This window comes from Pseudomonas faucium, assembly GCF_021602585.1.
Classification (GTDB): Bacteria; Pseudomonadota; Gammaproteobacteria; order Pseudomonadales; family Pseudomonadaceae; genus Aquipseudomonas; species Aquipseudomonas faucium.
Genome location: NZ_BQIP01000029.1, coordinates 13,763 through 32,376 on the forward strand (window position 1 = coordinate 13,763; position 18,614 = coordinate 32,376).

The window sequence follows — 18,614 nt, forward strand, 5'->3', positions numbered from 1 at the left end:
TGGTATCACTTCGAACTGCTTTGGTCGCGACCGGGTAATGCTTTGAAAGCTCAGGAATTACGGGGGGAACACGGGGGCTCGACGGTGCCGATAAGTGGCGATGTGCCACTGTTGGCGTATGGCTCGAAATAGCTGCTTATCACCTGACAAGTGTGCGTTGAAATAACCGCGTACAGTGCCTTTAGTTGCGCCTGGATGCACTTGTTAGTGCATGCGAGTGTTTAGCCACAGGTGCATGGGGGTGGAGGCAGCTACTGCCAGTTTCATGGCAAGGGGCACACGTTTGCGGCACGGGTTGGCCGAGCGCGTTGGCCAGGTCGTGCAGCAGCGCCGCTTGCTCGCTGGTATCGAGGGCAAGGCGGCCGGTGCGCAGGTCCACCAGTTCCAGCTGCCAGGCCAGCAGGGTCAGGCAGGCATCCAGCGCAGGCAGCACCTCGCTGTGCACGTGCAACTGCTGGCAGGCCGGCGCGAGCAGCGCCTGCAGGGCTGCGGCGTAATGGGCGACTTCGTGCAGGTTCAGGCCACTGGCGCGGCGGGCCAGGGTGTCGAGGGCGTTGTTCAGGCAGTGACAGGCGTCCGGGTCATTGGCGATCAGCTCCAGGTGCTGCAGGCATTCCTGGGTCTGGGTCAGCAAGACCTGCGCATCGAGCAGGAACTCCTGCAAGGCGCTGTTGGGGAAGACGATGTTGTCCATCATGACACTCCGGCGCGTAGGGCAGGAGCAAGGGATGGCCACGCCATGTCGATCGCTAGCAAGAGCCTGACTCCATTCATGCAGTGAGAATGGCGTCACATTAATGGCTAAAGGATATCGCGAACATCAGGTTGCACCCGATTGCCACTAGGGGTTTCCCTGATGGTTGCCTAGGGTGCGACGCTTGAGCGCGTGAATGGATCCAAGGTGGCGATGCCCGCAGTAAAGCATGATGGTAATGTGATATCAATTGCCTGTGCGGCATTTTCTCGCGGGGGTCAAGCTGCGTCCCAAGCGGCCGATACAGGGTGAATGAATTCACCTTTTTCCCACTCAAGCCCGGGGGTTTTCCAATGGCTGGCATTCTCGACACGGTAGACCAACGCACGCAACTGGTGGGTGAGAACCGACTGGAAATTCTGATGTTTCGCCTGGCCGGTCGCCAGCTGTTCGCGATCAACGTGTTCAAGGTGCAGGAGGTGCTGCAACTGCCCAAGCTGACCTTGATGCCCCAGCGCCATGCGTTCGTCTGCGGCGTGGTCAACCTGCGCGGGCAGACCCTGCCGGTGATCGACCTGTCCCAGGCGATCGGCATGCGCCCGCTGCAGCCGGGGCCGGACAGCACCATCATCGTCACCGAGTACAACCGCTCGGTGCAGGCGTTTCTGGTGGGTGGGGTGGACCGCATCGTCAACATGAACTGGGAAGCCATCATGCCGCCGCCCACCAGCGCCGGCCGCCAACACTACCTGACGGCCATCACCAAGGTGGACGAGCAGCTGGTGGAGGTGATCGACGTGGAGAAGGTGCTGGCCGAAATCGTGCCCTACAACGCCAGGGTGTCCGGCGACAAGCTCGCCGACCCGGTGCTGGCGCGTGCACGTGGCCGTGAAGTGCTATTGGTGGATGACTCCAGCGTGGCGCTGGCGCAACTGCGTGACACCCTCTCGCAACTGGGGGTGAAACTGCATGTGGCCAGCGATGGCCTGAAGGCCCTGCGCATGCTCAAGGGTTGGGCCGACGCCGGTGGGGATGTGTGCGAAAAACTGCTGATGGTGTTCACCGACGCCGAGATGCCGGAGATGGACGGCTACCGCCTCACTACCGAGATTCGCAGCGATGCGCGCCTGCGCCAGTTGTACGTGGTGCTGCATACCTCGCTGTCGGGCAGCTTCAACGAGTCGATGGTGAAAAAGGTGGGTTGCGACAACTTCCTTTCCAAGTTCCAGCCCGACCGCCTGGTCGATGTGGTCAAGCAACGCCTGCTGCTGGATGCTGCCACTGCGTGATCCCTGGGCCTGCCAGGTATAAGCTTGGCGTTTTGGCATGGCACGAGGCAGGCAGGGATGTTTCTGAGTGAGTTGTATCGATACCCGGTGAAGTCGGGGCAGGCGCAACGCTTGCAGGGCTCGCCGGTGGGCCTGCTGGGGTTGCAGGGGGACCGCCGCTGGATGGTGGTCGAGGAAGAGAACGGACGCTTCCTTACCCAGCGTGCATGGCCCCAGCTAGGGCAGCTCAAGGCAAGCGAAGGCGAAGCCGGCGAGCTGCTGCTTCAGGCGCCGGGGTTGGCAGCGCTGCGGGTGGCGGTGCCGGCTGGCGACGACAGCCTGCGTGGGGTGACCATCTGGCGTGACACCTTGCGCGTGCCCGACGCGGGCGATGAGGCGGCGGCCTGGTTGTCGCAGCTGCTGGGCAAGCCGGTGCGCCTGGTCCATTGCCCCGAGCAGCGGGCGCGCTACCTGCCCAGCGGCTACGGCCTGAACAGTGACCGCGCGGCGTTTCCCGATGGTTTCCCATTGCTGCTGATAGGCCAGGGCTCGCTGGATGAGTTGAGCCGGCGGGTAGGGCGGCCGATGGAGATGTTGCGTTTTCGGCCCAACCTGGTGGTGCAGGGTACTGAGCCCTTCGCCGAGGACGGCTGGAAACGGATTCGCATAGGCGCGCTGGAGTTTCGCGTGCTCAAGCCCAGCGTGCGGTGCATCTTTACCACGCTCGATCCGACGACTGGGGAGCGCAGCCCAGACCGTGAACCGCTGACCACCTTGAAGACCTTCCGGGAGAAGGAGGGGGATATCCTGTTCGGGCAGAACCTGGCCGTGGATGGCAGCGGTTGGCTGGAAGTGGGGATGGAAGTGGAAATCCTGGAGTGACAATCAAGGCTGTGCCAGCCCTGTCGCGGATGAATCCGCCACAGCGCCGGCACAGGCCCACGATCACTTACATGTCATCGAAATACCGCTCATGCCAGTCCACCAGCGGTTGTGGCGCATTGAGCTTCTGCCCGTAGATCACCGAATACGACAGCACGTTCTGCACGTACTGGCGCGTCTCGTCGAACGGGATCGACTCCACCCACACGTCGAAGCTCAGGTGCTTGGCGCCCTTGAGCCACTGGCGTACCCGCCCTGGGCCCGCGTTGTAGGCCGCCGAGGCCAGCACCCGGTTGCCATTGAACTGGCTGTGCACCTGGCTCAGGTAAGCGGCGCCCAGCTGAATGTTCTTGTCCGGATTGAAGACCTGCTGTGGCGATGCCAGCGGAATGCTGAACTTGCGCGCGGTTTCCTTGGCCGTGGCCGGCATCAGCTGCATCAGGCCGCTGGCGCCGACGCTGGAGCGTGCATCTTCCATGAAGGCGCTTTCCTGGCGCGTGATGGCGAACACCCAGCTCGAATGCAGCCCGCGCACCTTGGCTTCGCGTACCAGGGTATCGCGGTGGGCCATCGGGAAGCGGATGTCCAGGTCGTCCCAGTACTGCGCCTGGCTGATGGTGCGAATGGCCGGGAAGTACCAGCGCAGGTCGTAGGCCAGGCGGGCCTGGGCGACCATTTCGTCACGGGTGAAGTGGCGGCTGACGTGGTACCACTCGCGGCGGCCTTCGACGATCTGCCCGCGAGCATGGAACTCCAGCGCGCGCTGCACGCCCGGGGTGTTGCGCACCTTGCTGACCAGGGCCGGGCTCAGCACCAGCGGCTTGTTGTTCAACTGGTACGGCGTCTGCGCCCGGTCGGCGGCGAGGAAACCATAGAAGTCACGCTCGCGCGCCACGTTTCTGTACAGCTGTGGAACCTGCGGGTTGTTCGGCTGGGCCAGCTCCAGGCTGCGCGCTTGCCAGTACTTCCAGCGGTTGCTGGTGGCCAGGTCCTGCGGCAGGCGTTTGGTCAGCTCGTAGGCATCTTCCCAGCGGCCCAGGCGCAGCAGCAGGCGCAGGCGCCATTCGCTGACGGTGTTGTCGCGCAGTTCCGGGTCGTAGCGCGTCATCAGGTCCAGGGCGCGCGGGTCGTAGCGGCGCGCCAGGGTCAGGCCGATCTCGCGGGCGATGGCGACCTTCTCGTCGCGGGAGAAGTGCATGCGCTGGGCATAGTCGTCGAGCAACGCCATGGCCCGGTCAGGGTCCTGGCGGGCCAGGCGGCGCAGGCCGAGGCTGACCACGTCGGACATCGCTTCGTTGGCCGGCATGAAGCGCGAAGGCTGGTTGAGCAGCTCGGGCTTCTGCGCCACATCGATCAGCAGGCGGCCTTGCGGGCCGAGGGTGGTGAGCCCCTGCACCAGGCTGCTGGCCAGGCTGTAGTTGCGCGCCTGGGCCGCCAGCTTGGCGCGGTTCCAGCGCTTGGCCTCGGTGAGCTGGCCTTCGGCAGCCCACATGCCGAACAGGGTGTCGCAGGCGGCCGGTTGCGACTTGCCCACGTTCCACAGCTTGTCGGCGTTGGCATAGCCTTCGGCGCGCTTGCCGTGGCTCAGTTCGTACTGGCCATTGAGGCAGTCCAGCTCGGTGAAGTTGAGCTTGGGGTCGTAGTACTTGACGAAGGTGTCCCACTCGCCGCGTTCGGCCAGCCAGCGCAACCAGCGCAGTTTCATCCAGTTGGCCTGGGGCAGGTCGCCATGCTTGGCGAGGAACCCTTCGATTTCCTCGTTGCTGGCGCTTTTCAGGCGTGCGGTGAGTTCGTCGTAGGCCAGGTAGGGCGTCAGCGGGTAATCGCGCAGGGCCTGGGCATAGCGCAGGTAAGGGCCCTTGTCGCCCTTGGCCAGCGCACGCTTGGCCTCATCGTAGTACTGGCGCTGCAGGGTAAGGTCGGCGGCCTGCGCCACATGGGCGGTAGCGGCGGTGAGCAGCAGGCAGGAAGCAATCTGTAACAGGCGGCTGCGCATGATACGTCCGGGCAGTTGAACCATGGGAAAGTGACGGCGTAGCCAGCACGGTTGGAAGCATTGCCCTTAGCTTAGCCGTTTGCCGGCAGCGGGTGAAAGCACTCTGCTTGTATCAATGCGTTAACGTCGACCGGATGTCGCAATGCCCTGGCGGCGCAGTCAACTTAATGCCGGAATGGGCCAACTCAGGTAGAATGCGCGCCCGCTTTCTGGAGACGAACATGACCCTGCTCAAATTCAGCGATGTGTCCCTCGCATTCGGCGCGATGCCGCTGCTGGACAAAGTGTCCTGGCAGATCGCCCGTGGCGAGCGGGTGTGCATCATCGGCCGCAACGGTACCGGCAAGTCCAGCATGCTGCGCCTGGTAAAGGGCGAGCAGAAGGGCGATGACGGCGAGATCTGGCGCGCCCCTGGCCTGAAGATCGGCGAACTGCCGCAAGAGCTGCCGGTGGCCGATGAGCGCAGCGTGTTCGACGTGGTTGCCGCCGGCCTGGACGGCGTGGGCGAGCTGCTGGCCGAATACCATCACCTGAGCCAGAACATCCATGGCGACGAAGACCTGGAAAAGCTCATGCACGTGCAGCACGAGCTCGAGGCCCGTGACGGCTGGCGCCTGCAGCAGGTGGTGGACAGCACCCTGAGCCGCCTGCAGCTGCCTGCCGAGAAGACCCTGGCCGAGCTCTCCGGTGGCTGGCGCCGCCGCGTGCTGCTGGCCCAGGCACTGGTGTCCGAGCCCGACCTGCTGCTGCTCGACGAGCCGACCAACCACCTGGACATCGGCGCCATCGCCTGGCTGGAAGAGGCCCTGAGCGGCTTCAACGGCGCGGTGCTGTTCATCACCCACGACCGTTCCTTCCTGCAGAACCTGGCCACGCGCATCCTCGAACTGGACCGCGGCGGGCTGATCGACTGGAACGGCGACTATGCCAGCTTCCTGGTGCACAAGGAGGCCGCCCTGGCCGCCGAGGAAACCGCCAACGCGCTGTTCGACAAGCGCCTGGCCCAGGAAGAGGTGTGGATCCGCCAGGGCATCAAGGCCCGTCGTACCCGTAACGAAGGCCGGGTGCGCGCGCTCAAGGCGCTGCGCGTCGAGCGCAGCGAGCGGCGCGACCGCCAGGGCAAGGCCAACATCCAGATCGAAGCGGCGGAAAAGTCCGGCAAGCAGGTGATGGTGCTGGAGAACGTCAGCTTCTCGCACCCGGGCGGCCCGATGCTGGTCAAGGACTTCTCCATGGTCCTGCAGCGTGAAGACCGCATTGGCCTGCTGGGCGCCAACGGCACCGGCAAGACCACCCTGCTCAAGCTGATGCTCGGCGACCTGGAGCCTACCTCGGGCAAGGTCGAGCGCGGCACCAAGCTGGAAGTCGCCTATTTCGACCAGATGCGCCACCAGCTCGAGCTGGAAAAGACCGTGATCGACAACCTGGCCGAGGGCCGCGACTTCATCGACATCGATGGCCAGAGCCGCCATGTGCTGAGCTACCTGGGCGATTTCCTGTTCAGCCCGCAACGTGCCCGCACGCCGGTCAAGGCGTTGTCTGGTGGTGAGCGTGCGCGCCTGCTGCTGGCCAAGCTGTTCAGCAAGCCGGCCAACCTGCTGGTGCTCGACGAACCGACCAACGACCTCGACGTGGAAACCCTCGAGCTGCTCGAAGAAGTGCTGTGCAACTACAAGGGCACGGTACTGATGGTCAGCCACGACCGGGCATTTCTCGACAACGTGGTCACCAGCACCCTGGTATTCGAAGGCCAGGGCAAGGTGCGCGAGTATGTTGGCGGCTACGAAGACTGGATCCGCCAGGGTGGTTCGCCGAAGCTGCTGGGCGTCACCGAGAGCAAGGGCGGCAAGTCCGAGCTCAACAGTGCGGTGGTCGAGAAGGTGGCTGAGGAAGCAGCGCCTGCGCCGGTAGCACCTGCGGCCGATGCGGCGAAGAAGAAGCTCAGCTACAAGCTGCAGCGCGAGCTGGAGATGTTGCCAGGGCAGATCGATGCGCTGGAGCAGCGCATGGCGGTGGCACAGGAAGAGGTCAATGCTGCGGGCTTCTATCAGCGCCCGATCGCCGAGACTACGGCGGTGCTGGCGCAGATCGAGAAACTGCAGGGCGAGCTGGATGTACTGGTAGAGCGTTGGGCTGAGCTGGAAGGCTGAGTTCGGCCTTCGGGCCTCATCGCCGGCAAGCCGGCTCCCACACGGTTCTCAATATCTGAGCTAACCCTGTGGGAGCCGGCTTGCCGGCGATGAGGCCGGTACCGGCTACATCATTCCTTCTTCTGCAACCGCACCGCCAGCACATCGCACGGCGCACCATGCAGCACGTCATTGGCAGTGGACCCGAGCAGTAACGCCAGGCCATGCCGGCCATGGCTGCCCACCACGATCAGGTCGCACTGCTGGTCCTTGGCCAGCTGGTGGATTTCCTGGCGCGGCTGGCCGTAGGTGAGGTGCGAATCACCGCGGTTGATGTCCGGGTACTTGTTGAACAGCCGGTCCATGCGCTCCTTGGCCTGGTCGAACTGCTGCTGTTGCAGTTGCGACAGGTCCATCGGCACATCACCACCAAAGGCCATGGCCATGGGTTCGACGATATGTACCAGCGAAACCTTGGCACCGGTCGGTTCGGCGAGCTTCATGGCACGTTTGATCACCGGGTCGCACTCTTCGGTGAGGTCGACGGCGACCAGAAGATGTTCGTAGGACATGAGCTGTACTCCTGACAATCGCGATAGTAGAAGTATGGTCGCTTTCGGGCAGGTCATCCGTGAAACCGAGTAACCCGCTCATTTGCAACGCTTTATGGAATCTACAGATATGACGGTATGGCTGGTGGTGTCAATCCTTGCGCTGATTCTCAGCCCGCTTTCGTGGCTGCGCCTGTCGCGCAAGCAGGGCGAGCAGATGACCCTGCGCCTGGAGGCGCGGCGCATGGGCCTGGCCATGCAGCTGGCGCCGCAGAAGTGGCCGCACTGGCTGGAAAACGAGCCACCGAGCCCATGCCCGCAATACCACCGGGCGCGGCGCCGAGGCCATGAGGACAGCTGGTGTTACTGGCAGGTCAGCCCTGGCGTGTGGTGGAACCAGTGGCGTGAAGTGTGCGAGGAGCCGCGCCTGAGCGAGGTGTTCGCGCGCTTGCCGGCAACCGTCTACAAGGTTGAGGCCGACAAGCGCATGCTCGCCCTGTACTGGAGCGAGCGCGGTGATAAATCTGTATTGCAGGATATTGCCCACGCGTTCGAAACCCTCGCCTGATGGCGTCATAACGCTCGCGCTGCAACGACAAAGCGGCAACCTGGCAGCACCCTTGGAGGTGCTGCCAGGTTGCCGCTTTGTCGTTTCTGCAGTGCAGAAAAGGCCAGGCAGGCCGGGAATTTCATGGAGCGAGTAGCAGTGTAGCCAGCTTTGAACCTGCGCATGAGAAAAATGCAGCATTGTGCGTGGTTTGTGGTCGATTGCTGACATGAATGATCTGCGATCACTGTCATCACGTTTTGCACACGGACTATGGAAAATGACCGCAAAGTCGCGTTTTCACCCTGCTTGCGAGCATTTGACAACGCGGATCTTTTCGGAGAATGTGTGCATACCCAAATCAAACGGGCGTATGAATTGAGCGTTTGTATGTCACACCGCTCGTACAGAATCCCGACTAGCGCGCTGACGGGTGTGCCTGGTGCGAGGGCAGCGATAGGCTGCTTTCCCACCAGCGATCGGCGTGTACAGTTCAGCTTCCATATCGTGGAGATCAGTTGATGATTTACGAAGGTAAAGCCATCACGGTTAAGGCTCTTGAAAGCGGCATCGTCGAACTGAAGTTCGACCTCAAGGGTGAGTCCGTCAACAAGTTCAATCGCCTGACCCTGGAAGAGCTGCGCCAGGCCGTCGACGCCATCAAGGCCGACGCCTCGGTGAAAGGCGTGATCGTCAGCAGTGGCAAGGACGTGTTCATAGTCGGCGCCGACATCACCGAATTCGTCGATAACTTCAAGCTGCCCGAGGCCGAGCTGGTTGCCGGCAACCTGGAAGCCAACCGCATCTTCAATGCCTTCGAAGACCTCGAAGTGCCGACCGTGGCGGCCATCAACGGCATCGCCCTGGGTGGCGGCCTGGAAATGTGCCTGGCGGCCGACTACCGCATCATGTCCAGCAGCGCCAAGATCGGCCTGCCGGAAGTCAAGCTGGGGATCTACCCGGGCTTTGGCGGTACCGTGCGCCTGCCGCGCCTGATCGGTTCGGACAACGCTATCGAGTGGATCGCCGCCGGCAAGGAAAACCGCGCCGAAGACGCCCTGAAAGTCGGTGCCGTCGACGCCGTGGTCGCACCCGAGCTGCTGCAGGCCGGTGCCCTGGACCTGATCAAGCGCGCCATCAGCGGCGAGCTGGACTACAAGGCCAAGCGCCAGCCCAAGCTGGAAAAACTCAAGCTCAATGCCATCGAACAGATGATGGCCTTCGAGACCGCCAAGGGCTTTGTTGCCGGCCAGGCCGGCCCGAACTACCCGGCGCCGGTCGAAGCCATCAAGTCCATCCAGAAGGCCGCCAACTTCGGCCGTGACAAGGCCCTGGAAGTGGAAGCGGCAGGTTTTGCCAAGCTGGCCAAGACCTCGGTCGCCGAAAGCCTGATCGGCCTGTTCCTCAACGACCAGGAGCTCAAGCGCAAGGCCAAGGCCCACGACGAGATCGCCCACGACGTGAAACAGGCTGCCGTGCTCGGCGCCGGTATCATGGGCGGCGGCATCGCCTATCAGTCGGCTGTCAAAGGCACGCCGATCCTGATGAAGGACATCCGCGAGGAAGCCATCCAGCTGGGCCTGAACGAAGCCTCCAAGCTGCTCGGCAAGCGCGTCGAGAAAGGCCGCCTGACCCCGGCGAAGATGGCCGAGGCGCTCAACGCCATTCGCCCGACCCTGTCCTACGGCGACTTCGCTAACGTCGACATCGTCGTCGAAGCCGTGGTGGAGAACCCGAAGGTCAAGCAGGCCGTGCTGGCGGAAGTGGAAGGCCAGGTCAAAGAGGACGCGATCCTCGCCTCCAACACTTCGACCATCTCCATCAACCTGCTGGCCAAGGCGCTCAAGCGCCCCGAGAACTTCGTCGGCATGCACTTCTTCAACCCAGTGCACATGATGCCGCTGGTCGAAGTCATCCGTGGCGAGAAGTCCAGTGAAGTGGCCGTCGCCACCACCGTGGCCTACGCCAAGAAAATGGGCAAGAACCCGATCGTGGTCAACGACTGCCCGGGCTTTTTGGTCAACCGTGTGCTGTTCCCGTACTTCGGCGGTTTCGCCAAGCTGGTCAGCGCTGGCGTCGACTTCGTGCGCATCGACAAGGTCATGGAGAAGTTCGGCTGGCCGATGGGCCCGGCCTACCTGATGGACGTGGTCGGCATCGACACCGGCCACCACGGCCGCGACGTGATGGCCGAAGGCTTCCCGGACCGCATGAAGGACGATCGCCGCTCCGCCGTCGACGCCCTGTACGAGGCCAACCGCCTGGGCCAGAAGAACGGCAAGGGCTTCTACGCCTACGAGACCGACAAGCGCGGCAAGCCGAAGAAGGTCTTCGATGCCACCGTGCTCGACGTGCTCAAGCCGGTCATCTTCGAGCAGCGTGAAGTCACTGACGAAGACATCATCAACTGGATGATGGTACCGCTGTGCCTGGAAACCGTGCGCTGCCTGGAAGACGGCATCGTCGAAACGGCTGCCGAAGCGGACATGGGCCTGGTCTACGGCATTGGCTTCCCTCCCTTCCGCGGTGGTGCGCTGCGCTACATCGACTCGATCGGCGTGGCCGAATTCGTTGCCCTGGCCGACCAGTACGCCGACCTGGGGCCGCTGTACCACCCGACCGCCAAGCTGCGTGAAATGGCCAAGAACGGCCAGCGCTTCTTCAACTGAGCGGCCAACGAGTTAGAGCGAGAATATTGATATGAGCCTCAATCCAAGAGACGTGGTGATTGTCGACTTCGGTCGCACGCCGATGGGCCGCTCCAAGGGTGGCATGCACCGCAACACCCGCGCCGAAGACATGTCGGCGCACCTGATCAGCAAGCTGCTCGAACGCAACGGCAAGGTCGACCCGAAAGAAGTCGAGGACGTGATCTGGGGCTGCGTCAACCAGACCCTGGAGCAGGGCTGGAACATCGCCCGCATGGCCTCGCTGATGACCCAGATCCCGCACACCTCGGCTGCGCAGACCGTCAGCCGCCTGTGCGGCTCGTCGATGAGCGCGCTGCACACCGCTGCCCAGGCGATCATGACCGGCAACGGCGATGTGTTCGTGGTCGGTGGCGTGGAGCACATGGGCCACGTCAGCATGATGCATGGCGTCGATCCCAACCCGCACATGTCGCTGCACGCGGCCAAGGCCTCCGGGATGATGGGCCTGACGGCCGAGATGCTCGGCAAGATGCACGGCATCACCCGTGAGCAGCAGGACCTGTTCGGCCTGCGTTCGCACCAGCTCGCCCACAAGGCGACAGTCGAAGGCAAGTTCAAGGACGAGATCATCCCGATGCAGGGGTATGACGAGAACGGCTTCCTGAAGGTGTTCGACTTCGACGAAACCATTCGCCCGGAAACCACCCTCGAAGGCCTGGCTTCGCTCAAGCCTGCGTTCAACCCCAAAGGGGGTACCGTAACTGCTGGTACTTCGTCGCAGATCACCGACGGCGCCTCGTGCATGATCGTCATGTCCGGCCAGCGCGCCATGGACCTCGGCATCCAGCCGCTGGCGGTGATCCGTTCCATGGCCGTGGCGGGTGTCGACCCTGCAATCATGGGCTACGGCCCGGTGCCATCGACCCAGAAAGCCCTCAAGCGTGCCGGCCTGACCATGGCCGATATCGACTTCATCGAGCTCAACGAAGCCTTCGCTGCACAGGCCCTGCCAGTGCTCAAAGACTTGAAAGTGCTCGACAAGATGGATGAGAAGGTTAACCTGCACGGCGGCGCCATCGCTTTGGGCCACCCGTTCGGTTGCTCTGGTGCACGGATTTCCGGCACCCTGCTCAACGTCATGAAGCAGAATGGCGGTACCCTGGGTGTCGCCACCATGTGTGTCGGCCTAGGCCAAGGCATCACCACTGTCTTCGAACGCGTCTGATCGCGTCGCAAGGCAGCAACCGGGGCCTCGTGCCCCGGTTTTTGTTTTTTTACGGAATTTGTTTCAAGAGGGTAAGCGGCATGCAGATACAACCAGGCGTATACCGGCATTACAAAGGGCCTGAGTACCGTGTCTTCAGTGTTGCACGGCACTCCGAGAGCGAAGAGTGGATGGTCTTCTACCAATGCCTGTATGGTGATTACAGCTACTGGGTGCGGCCACTTTCGATGTTCCAGGAGTCCGTCGAGGTTGACGGTGAGCAGGTGCCACGCTTTGCTTTGGTCAAGGCCGAAGAGGGGCTGCCTTTAGTGCCTGGCAAGTCGCACGAGTGAACGACCGCGCTTGACCTCACTCTTTTGCCACTATATATAGCGGTGCCGCGTCCGGCACCTGACGCGTTTTTCATCTTCAGATTCAGGAATACTCCGATCCATGGGCAAATCGCTGGTCATTGTGGAATCCCCGGCCAAGGCCAAGACCATCAACAAGTACCTGGGCAACCAGTACGTGGTGAAGTCGAGTATCGGCCACATCCGTGACCTCCCCACCAGCGGTTCGGCCAGCGCCAGCAAAGAGCCGGCCGCCAAGCGTGGAAAGGCCGCTGCGGGTGAGGCTCCGGCCCTGTCGCCGAAAGAGAAGGCACGCCGCCAGCTGGTGGCGCGCATGGGCGTCGACCCCGATCACGGCTGGAAGGCCAAGTACGAGATCCTTCCCGGCAAGGAAAAGGTGATCGAAGAGCTGCGCCGCCTGGCCAAGGATGCCGACACCATCTATCTCGCAACCGACTTGGACCGCGAAGGGGAAGCCATTGCCTGGCACCTGCGCGAAGCCATCGGCGGCGACGACAGCCGCTACAAGCGCGTGGTGTTCAACGAAATCACCAAGAAGGCCATCCAGGAGGCGTTCTCGCAGCCAGGCGAGCTGGATATCGACCGCGTCAATGCCCAGCAGGCGCGGCGCTTCCTCGATCGCGTGGTGGGCTACATGGTCTCGCCGCTGCTGTGGGCCAAGATTGCCCGTGGCCTGTCGGCAGGGCGCGTGCAGTCGGTGGCGGTGAAGCTGGTGGTCGAGCGTGAGCGCGAGATCCGTGCCTTCAACCCGGAAGAGTACTGGGAAGTGCACGCCGACCTCGGCACTGCCAAGAACGCCAAGGTGCGTTTCGAGGTGGCCCGCGAGAAGGGCGAGGCGTTCAAGCCGCTCAACGAAGCCCAGGCCATGGCCGCGCTGGAGAAGCTCAAGGCGTCCAGCTACAGCGTCATCAAGCGTGAAGACCGCCCGACCAGCAGCAAGCCGTCGGCACCGTTCATCACCTCCACCCTGCAGCAGGCGGCGAGCAACCGCCTGGGCTTCGGGGTGAAGAAGACCATGATGATGGCCCAGCGTCTGTACGAAGCCGGCTACATCACCTATATGCGTACCGACTCGACCAACCTGTCGGCCGACGCGGTGGACATGGCACGCAGCTACATCGAGCACGAGTTCGGCAAGCAGTACCTGCCGGAAGCGCCCGTGGTGTATGGCAGCAAGGAAGGCGCCCAGGAGGCGCACGAGGCGATTCGCCCGTCCGACGTCAACACGCACCCGACCAAGCTCACCGGCATGGAGCGTGACGCCGAGCGTCTGTACGAGCTGATCTGGCGCCAGTTCCTGGCCTGCCAGATGCCGCCCGCGCAATACCTGTCCACCAGCGTCACCGTGGCTGCAGGCGACTTCGAGCTGCGCGCCAAGGGCCGTATCCTCAAGTTCGACGGTTACACCCGCGTGCTGCCACAGCAGAGCAAGCCGGGCGAAGACGACGTGCTGCCGGAAATGGGCCAGGGCGAGGTGCTCAAGCTGATCCAGCTCGACCCGAGCCAGCACTTCACCAAGCCGCCGGCACGCTTCACCGAAGCCAGCCTGGTCAAGGAGATGGAAAAGCGCGGTATTGGCCGCCCGTCGACCTATGCGGCGATCATTTCGACCATCCAGGACCGCGGCTATGTGACGTTGCACAACCGCCGTTTCTATTCCGAGAAGATGGGTGACATCGTCACCGAGCGCTTGTCGGAGAGCTTCTCCAACCTGATGGACTACGGCTTCACCGCCGGCATGGAAGAGAACCTCGATGACGTGGCCCACGGCGAACGCGACTGGAAGCACGTGCTCGACGAGTTCTACGGTGACTTCAGCAAGAAGCTGTTGACCGCCGAGTCTGCCGAGAACGGCATGCGCGCCAACCAGCCGACCATGACCAACATTCCGTGCAAGGAATGTGGCCGGCCGATGATGATTCGTACCGCCTCCACGGGCGTGTTCCTGGGCTGCTCCGGTTACAGCTTGCCGCCCAAAGAGCGCTGCAAGGCCACCGTCAACCTGGTGCCGGGCGACGAGATTGCCGCCGACGACGAGGGTGAATCCGAATCGCTGGTGCTGCGTGGCAAGCACCGCTGCCCGATCTGCGCCACGGCCATGGATGCCTACCTGCTCGACGAGAAGCACAAGTTGCATATCTGCGGTAACAACCCAGATTGCGCCGGCTACGAGATCGAGGAGGGCAGCTATCGCATCAAGGGTTATGAAGGGCCAAGCCTTGAGTGCGACAAGTGCGGCAGCGAGATGCAGCTCAAGACCGGCCGTTTCGGCAAGTTCTTCGGTTGCACCAACCCTGCGTGCAAGAACACCCGCAAGCTGCTCAAGAGCGGCGAGGCTGCGCCACCGAAGATGGACAAGGTGGACATGCCGGAGCTCAAGTGCGAGAAGGTCGACGACACTTACGTGCTGCGCGACGGTGCTTCGGGGTTGTTCCTGGCCGCCAGCCAGTTCCCTAAAAACCGTGAAACCCGCGCGCCGCTGGTGCTGGAGATTCTGCCGCACAAGCACGAGATCGACCCGAAATACCACTTCCTCTGCGATGCACCGCAGAAGGATCCGGACGGGCGCCCGGCGGTGATCCGCTACAGCCGCAAGACTAAGGAGCAGTACGTACAGTCCGAGGTCGATGGCAAGCCGACTGGCTGGAAGGCCTTCTACGACGGCAATGCCTGGAAGGTCGAAGACAAGCGCTGATTTTTCGGTGCTGTGAATGGGGCCGCTTTGCGGCCTATCGCTGGCAAGCCAGCTCCCACAGATCTGTAGGAGCCGGCTTGCCGGCGATGGGTCGCGAAGCGGCCCCATTTCATTGGTGACAAGCACCCCTCGATCCTTGAAACTGCAGCTATTCGCCTTGCAGCCTAAAGGAGGCCACTCGACATGGCCCAGGAACTCTACACCCGCACCAACCAGAAGCTGTTCTTCGCCGGCCTTGCCCTGGAGTCCATGGCCAAGGCGGCCGATAGCCAGGCGATGAATGCCCAGGGCCTAGTCCAGGCCGAACGCGAGTCGGCATTGTTCCACCTCTATGGCGCGCTGCTGGGGTTGTGCCACGAAATTGCTGGCTACTATCGCCTGCCCATGGCGCCAAGCGTCGAGCAACTGCTGGCCGACGACGCGCTGAGTGCCATTGCCATTCCTGAAGTGGCCGAATTGCTGGAGCTGGCCCGTCAGCGGGAAACTTGGTTGGCGCAACTGCTCGGCGCTTATGCCGATTTGTTCCGACCACCTGTCGCGAAGAAAACGCCCAAAACCGATGTCACCCAGCCCCTGATCCAGGCCGTCAATCTCGACCAGCCCGAGCCACTTGCGCTGTCGGGTGAAGAACTGGAAAGCTGGCGCAGCAACCTCAAAGGCCTGGTGAGACGTTTCCGCGACGCGTTGAGTGAGTGCTGAGCGCGGCGGCGGCTGGTACAATGGCCGCCTTTCGTGGAGAACAGCCCTTTATGTCTACGTCGTTTCTGGAAATTGTCGAGTTGCCTGATGGCCGCATCGAACTGCGTCGCGCCGAGGATGAAGGCTCTTTGGTAACCCTGGATTTCTCGGAAGACGCCAAGGCGTTCCTGCAAGGCCAGCATGTCGAAGTCGCCAAGGCGATGCTGAGTGTGGGTGTGCAGATGGCCGGTCGGCTGATCGATGGTGAGCTTGAGCGCGACGAAGGGCCTCGCGTGCTGCACTGAGCCCCCCCGGGTTTCTATTGCAAGACAGGCAAAGCCTGAACATCAGCCAAGGCGGATGTTCAGGCTTTGTGCATTTCCGGTGCTGGCGGCGCGCACCAGTTGTTGGCGTGCGGTGGCATTGACGCTGCCAAGCCAGCTCACCACGGTGTGGCTGTGGCCCAGGCGCAAGGCCTCGCAGGCCAGTTGCAGCGCGCTCTGGTTGTCGCTGGGTTGCAGCAGCAAAATGCGCTCGCGGTTCAGGCCGGCGTCACGCAGCCAGGCCTGGGTCAGGCTGGCAGGGGGCGCGATCAGGGTCAGCCAGCGGGCCTCCTGCTCTTCGCTCAGTTCGCGCAAAACCGGCGCCAGCAGGCTTTGGCAGTGCTCGGGGGCGCCACGCAAGGACAGTTCGCTGAACAGCTCCGGCTGGCTGCTTTTGCGTGCCTGCTCGGTGGCCTTGAGCCCCGGCAGAACCGGTTGGGCAAGGAAGGCCTCGAACAGGGGAAGCTGGACCTGCTGTTGTGCTTGGATGAACTGTTGCATGACGCCTCCTGGATCAGCGGCGAATAACGCCGACACTCAAGCCCTCGATCACCAGTTCCTGTTCTTTCAGGTCGACTTCGATAGGGGCGAACTCGGGATTTTCGGCCATCAGCCAGACCTTGCTGCCTTCACGCTTGAAGCGCTTGACGGTCACTTCGTCGCCGATGCGGGCCACGACGATCTGGCCGTTACGGGCCTCGCGGCAGGTGTGCACTGCCAGCAGGTCGCCGTCGAAGATGCCGACGTCCTTCATGCTCATGCCGTGTACGCGCAGCAGGTAGTCGGCGCGCGGGTGGAAGAAGGCCGGGTTGATGTTGCAGGATTGCTCGATGTGCTGCTCGGCGAGGATCGGCGCACCGGCAGCGACCCGGCCGATGATCGGCAGGCCGCTGTCTTCGGCCTTGGTTTCGACGCCAGGAATGCGAATGCCGCGGGAAGCCCCCGGGGTCATTTCGATCGCGCCCTTGCGAGCCAGGGCCTTGAGGTGTTCTTCAGCGGCGTTGGGAGACTTGAACCCCAGCTCCTGGGCGATTTCCGCGCGGGTTGGCGGGAAGCCGTTGTCTTCGAGGCAGCGTTTGATGAAAGCCAGGATTTCGGCTTGGCGTGGCGTCAGTTTCAACATGGCGAGCGCTCTGTCTTTTTATACAGTGACTGGGATTATATACAGTACTGGATGCGCTGCAAGCGCCAAAGCTGCAATAAAGCGGCAAACGGCGCATCTTGTCGCTTGCAGCCTGCAGCTTGGCGCATTTAAATGGCGACCGGCGGGTCACCTGGCCTTGACAGGGTCAGGCCTGAAACGTATGTTTCAAACACCTGTTTGTCTGCCTGCCGGAGTAGTCATGGCCCAATCGGAAACCGTTGAACGCATTCTCGATGCTGCCGAGCAATTGTTCGCGGAAAGGGGGTTTGCGGAAACCTCGTTGCGGCTGATTACCAGCAAGGCCGGGGTCAACCTGGCGGCGGTCAACTACCATTTCGGTTCGAAGAAGGCGCTGATCCAGGCGGTCTTCTCGCGCTTCCTCGGCCCGTTCTGCGCCAGCCTCGAACGCGAGCTGGAGCGGCGCCAGGCCAAGCCCGAGCACAAGCCCAGCCTCGAGGAGCTGCTGGAGATGCTGGTCGAGCAGGCCCTGGCGGTGCAGCCGCGCAGCAACAACGACCTGTCGATCTTCATGCGCCTGCTGGGCCTGGCCTTCAGCCAGAGCCAGGGCCATTTGCGCCGCTACCTCGAAGACATGTACGGCAAGGTGTTCCGCCGCTACATGCTGCTGGTCAACGAGGCCGCGCCACGCATTCCGCCGCTTGAGCTGTTCTGGCGCGTGCACTTCATGCTCGGCGCGGCGGCGTTCAGCATGTCTGGTATCAAGGCGCTGCGCGCCATCGCTGAAACCGACTTCGGCATCAATACCTCGATCGAACAGGTCATGCGCCTGATGGTGCCATTCCTGGCAGCGGGCATGCGCGCCGACAGTGGCGTCACCGACAATGCCATGGCCGCCGCCCAGCTGCGCCCACGCAGCAAGACCGCCAGCGCCACCGCCAAGGCCTGAAGGCTGGGCGGGGCAGGGCGCTTCGGCTAAGCTAGCGCCCATGCCCGACCTCGATTTCCTGCATATCTCCCTCGCCGACCAGTGCCTCTATGGCTTTGCCCATGGGCAGCTGCGCGTGCGTTTGCAGGTGTCCACCGCGCGCAATGGTGCCGGCGAACGCAACGGCTCGGGGTGTACCCCGCGCGGGCTGCATCAGGTGCGGGCGAAGATCGGCGCGGGCCTGCCGCTCAATGCCGTGCTCTGCGGCCGGCGCTGGACCGGTGAGCTGTGGGCGCCGCAGCTTGCGGCGCAATACCCCGGCCGCGACTGGATCCTCACCCGTATTCTCTGGCTCAGTGGCTGCGAACCCGGCTTCAATCGCCTGGGGCCGGTGGACACGTTCCGCCGCTACATCTACCTGCACGGCGCGCCCGACACGCAACCCTTGGGCGTACCGCTGTCCCATGGCTGCATACGCCTGCGCAACACCGACCTGCTTGGCCTGTTCGAGCGTGTACCGGCGCATTGCCCGGTGCGCATCGACGAGGCCGCATGCCCCCAGTGGGCTTCCATTAGTTTGCAATGAAGGATTGCC

Annotated in this window: 17 protein-coding genes; 12 read left to right on the forward strand and 5 right to left on the reverse strand. The window is 62.9% G+C overall.

All coding sequences use genetic code 11. From position 1 onward, the window contains the following. Positions 1 to 181: 181 nt before the first annotated feature. Positions 182 to 694 (reverse strand): histidine kinase, encoded by a 513-nt coding sequence (locus L6D75_RS24290; protein WP_371871922.1) that lies wholly within the window; start codon positions 692 to 694, stop codon positions 182 to 184. 353 nt (positions 695 to 1,047) lie between these two features. Here L6D75_RS24290 and L6D75_RS24295 point away from each other — a divergent pair, with 353 nt between their 5' ends. Then, a complete protein-coding gene (locus L6D75_RS24295; RefSeq protein ID WP_176511672.1) occupies positions 1,048 to 1,983 on the forward strand; it encodes a chemotaxis protein CheV in 936 nt (311 codons plus the stop codon). A gap of 57 nt (positions 1,984 to 2,040) precedes the next feature. Further along, complete coding sequence (locus tag L6D75_RS24300) at positions 2,041 to 2,844, forward strand: MOSC domain-containing protein (RefSeq protein WP_176511673.1); 804 nt, start codon at positions 2,041 to 2,043, stop codon at positions 2,842 to 2,844. 67 nt (positions 2,845 to 2,911) lie between these two features. Here the strand turns inward: L6D75_RS24300 and L6D75_RS24305 are convergent, their stop codons facing one another. Then, the gene (locus L6D75_RS24305) at positions 2,912 to 4,840 is read right to left on the reverse strand and encodes a transglycosylase SLT domain-containing protein (RefSeq protein WP_176511674.1); all 1,929 of its coding nucleotides are present in this window, start codon (positions 4,838 to 4,840) and stop codon (positions 2,912 to 2,914) included. A 221-nt stretch (positions 4,841 to 5,061) separates the two neighbouring features. Between L6D75_RS24305 and L6D75_RS24310 the strand changes: the two genes are divergently transcribed. Then, on the forward strand, positions 5,062 to 6,990 hold the full coding sequence (locus L6D75_RS24310; RefSeq protein WP_176511675.1) for an ATP-binding cassette domain-containing protein: 1,929 nt from the start codon (positions 5,062 to 5,064) through the stop codon (positions 6,988 to 6,990). A gap of 110 nt (positions 6,991 to 7,100) precedes the next feature. Here the strand turns inward: L6D75_RS24310 and L6D75_RS24315 are convergent, their stop codons facing one another. Next, positions 7,101 to 7,541, reverse strand: coding sequence for a universal stress protein (locus L6D75_RS24315; RefSeq protein ID WP_176511676.1), 441 nt, complete (start codon positions 7,539 to 7,541; stop codon positions 7,101 to 7,103). A gap of 109 nt (positions 7,542 to 7,650) precedes the next feature. On the opposite strand from L6D75_RS24315, the gene L6D75_RS24320 reads away from it, so the two are divergent. The 7 genes from L6D75_RS24320 to L6D75_RS24350 all read left to right on the forward strand — a co-directional run bounded on the left by L6D75_RS24320 (position 7,651) and on the right by L6D75_RS24350 (position 15,971). Continuing rightward, positions 7,651 to 8,088 (forward strand): hypothetical protein, encoded by a 438-nt coding sequence (locus L6D75_RS24320; protein ID WP_176511677.1) that lies wholly within the window; start codon positions 7,651 to 7,653, stop codon positions 8,086 to 8,088. A gap of 500 nt (positions 8,089 to 8,588) precedes the next feature. Beyond that, the gene (gene fadB, locus L6D75_RS24325) at positions 8,589 to 10,736 is read left to right on the forward strand and encodes a fatty acid oxidation complex subunit alpha FadB (RefSeq protein WP_176511678.1); all 2,148 of its coding nucleotides are present in this window, start codon (positions 8,589 to 8,591) and stop codon (positions 10,734 to 10,736) included. 31 nt (positions 10,737 to 10,767) lie between these two features. Next, complete coding sequence (fadA, locus tag L6D75_RS24330; protein ID WP_176511679.1) at positions 10,768 to 11,943, forward strand: acetyl-CoA C-acyltransferase FadA; 1,176 nt, start codon at positions 10,768 to 10,770, stop codon at positions 11,941 to 11,943. Between the two features lie 80 nt (positions 11,944 to 12,023). Continuing rightward, complete coding sequence (locus L6D75_RS24335) at positions 12,024 to 12,275, forward strand: DUF1653 domain-containing protein (RefSeq protein WP_176511680.1); 252 nt, start codon at positions 12,024 to 12,026, stop codon at positions 12,273 to 12,275. Between the two features lie 100 nt (positions 12,276 to 12,375). Continuing rightward, positions 12,376 to 14,988 (forward strand): type I DNA topoisomerase, encoded by a 2,613-nt coding sequence (gene topA / locus L6D75_RS24340; protein WP_176511681.1) that lies wholly within the window; start codon positions 12,376 to 12,378, stop codon positions 14,986 to 14,988. A 183-nt stretch (positions 14,989 to 15,171) separates the two neighbouring features. Continuing rightward, positions 15,172 to 15,687, forward strand: a complete 516-nt coding sequence (locus tag L6D75_RS24345; protein WP_176511682.1) for a DUF6586 family protein — start codon at positions 15,172 to 15,174, stop codon at positions 15,685 to 15,687. 50 nt (positions 15,688 to 15,737) lie between these two features. Further along, a complete protein-coding gene (locus tag L6D75_RS24350) occupies positions 15,738 to 15,971 on the forward strand; it encodes a hypothetical protein (RefSeq protein WP_133970879.1) in 234 nt (77 codons plus the stop codon). A 42-nt stretch (positions 15,972 to 16,013) separates the two neighbouring features. Here the strand turns inward: L6D75_RS24350 and sulA are convergent, their stop codons facing one another. Beyond that, a complete protein-coding gene (gene sulA, locus L6D75_RS24355; RefSeq protein WP_176511683.1) occupies positions 16,014 to 16,490 on the reverse strand; it encodes an SOS-induced cell division inhibitor SulA in 477 nt (158 codons plus the stop codon). A gap of 13 nt (positions 16,491 to 16,503) precedes the next feature. Next, positions 16,504 to 17,112 (reverse strand): transcriptional repressor LexA, encoded by a 609-nt coding sequence (gene lexA / locus L6D75_RS24360; RefSeq protein WP_176511684.1) that lies wholly within the window; start codon positions 17,110 to 17,112, stop codon positions 16,504 to 16,506. Between the two features lie 220 nt (positions 17,113 to 17,332). Here lexA and L6D75_RS24365 point away from each other — a divergent pair, with 220 nt between their 5' ends. Both L6D75_RS24365 and L6D75_RS24370 read left to right on the forward strand, forming a co-directional pair. Next, positions 17,333 to 18,040 carry a TetR/AcrR family transcriptional regulator gene (locus L6D75_RS24365; protein ID WP_176511685.1) on the forward strand — a complete coding sequence of 236 codons (708 nt, stop codon included), beginning with the start codon at positions 17,333 to 17,335 and terminating at the stop codon, positions 18,038 to 18,040. A 40-nt stretch (positions 18,041 to 18,080) separates the two neighbouring features. After that, the gene (locus L6D75_RS24370) at positions 18,081 to 18,605 is read left to right on the forward strand and encodes a L,D-transpeptidase (protein WP_176511686.1); all 525 of its coding nucleotides are present in this window, start codon (positions 18,081 to 18,083) and stop codon (positions 18,603 to 18,605) included. The last annotated feature ends 9 nt before the right edge of the window (positions 18,606 to 18,614 follow it).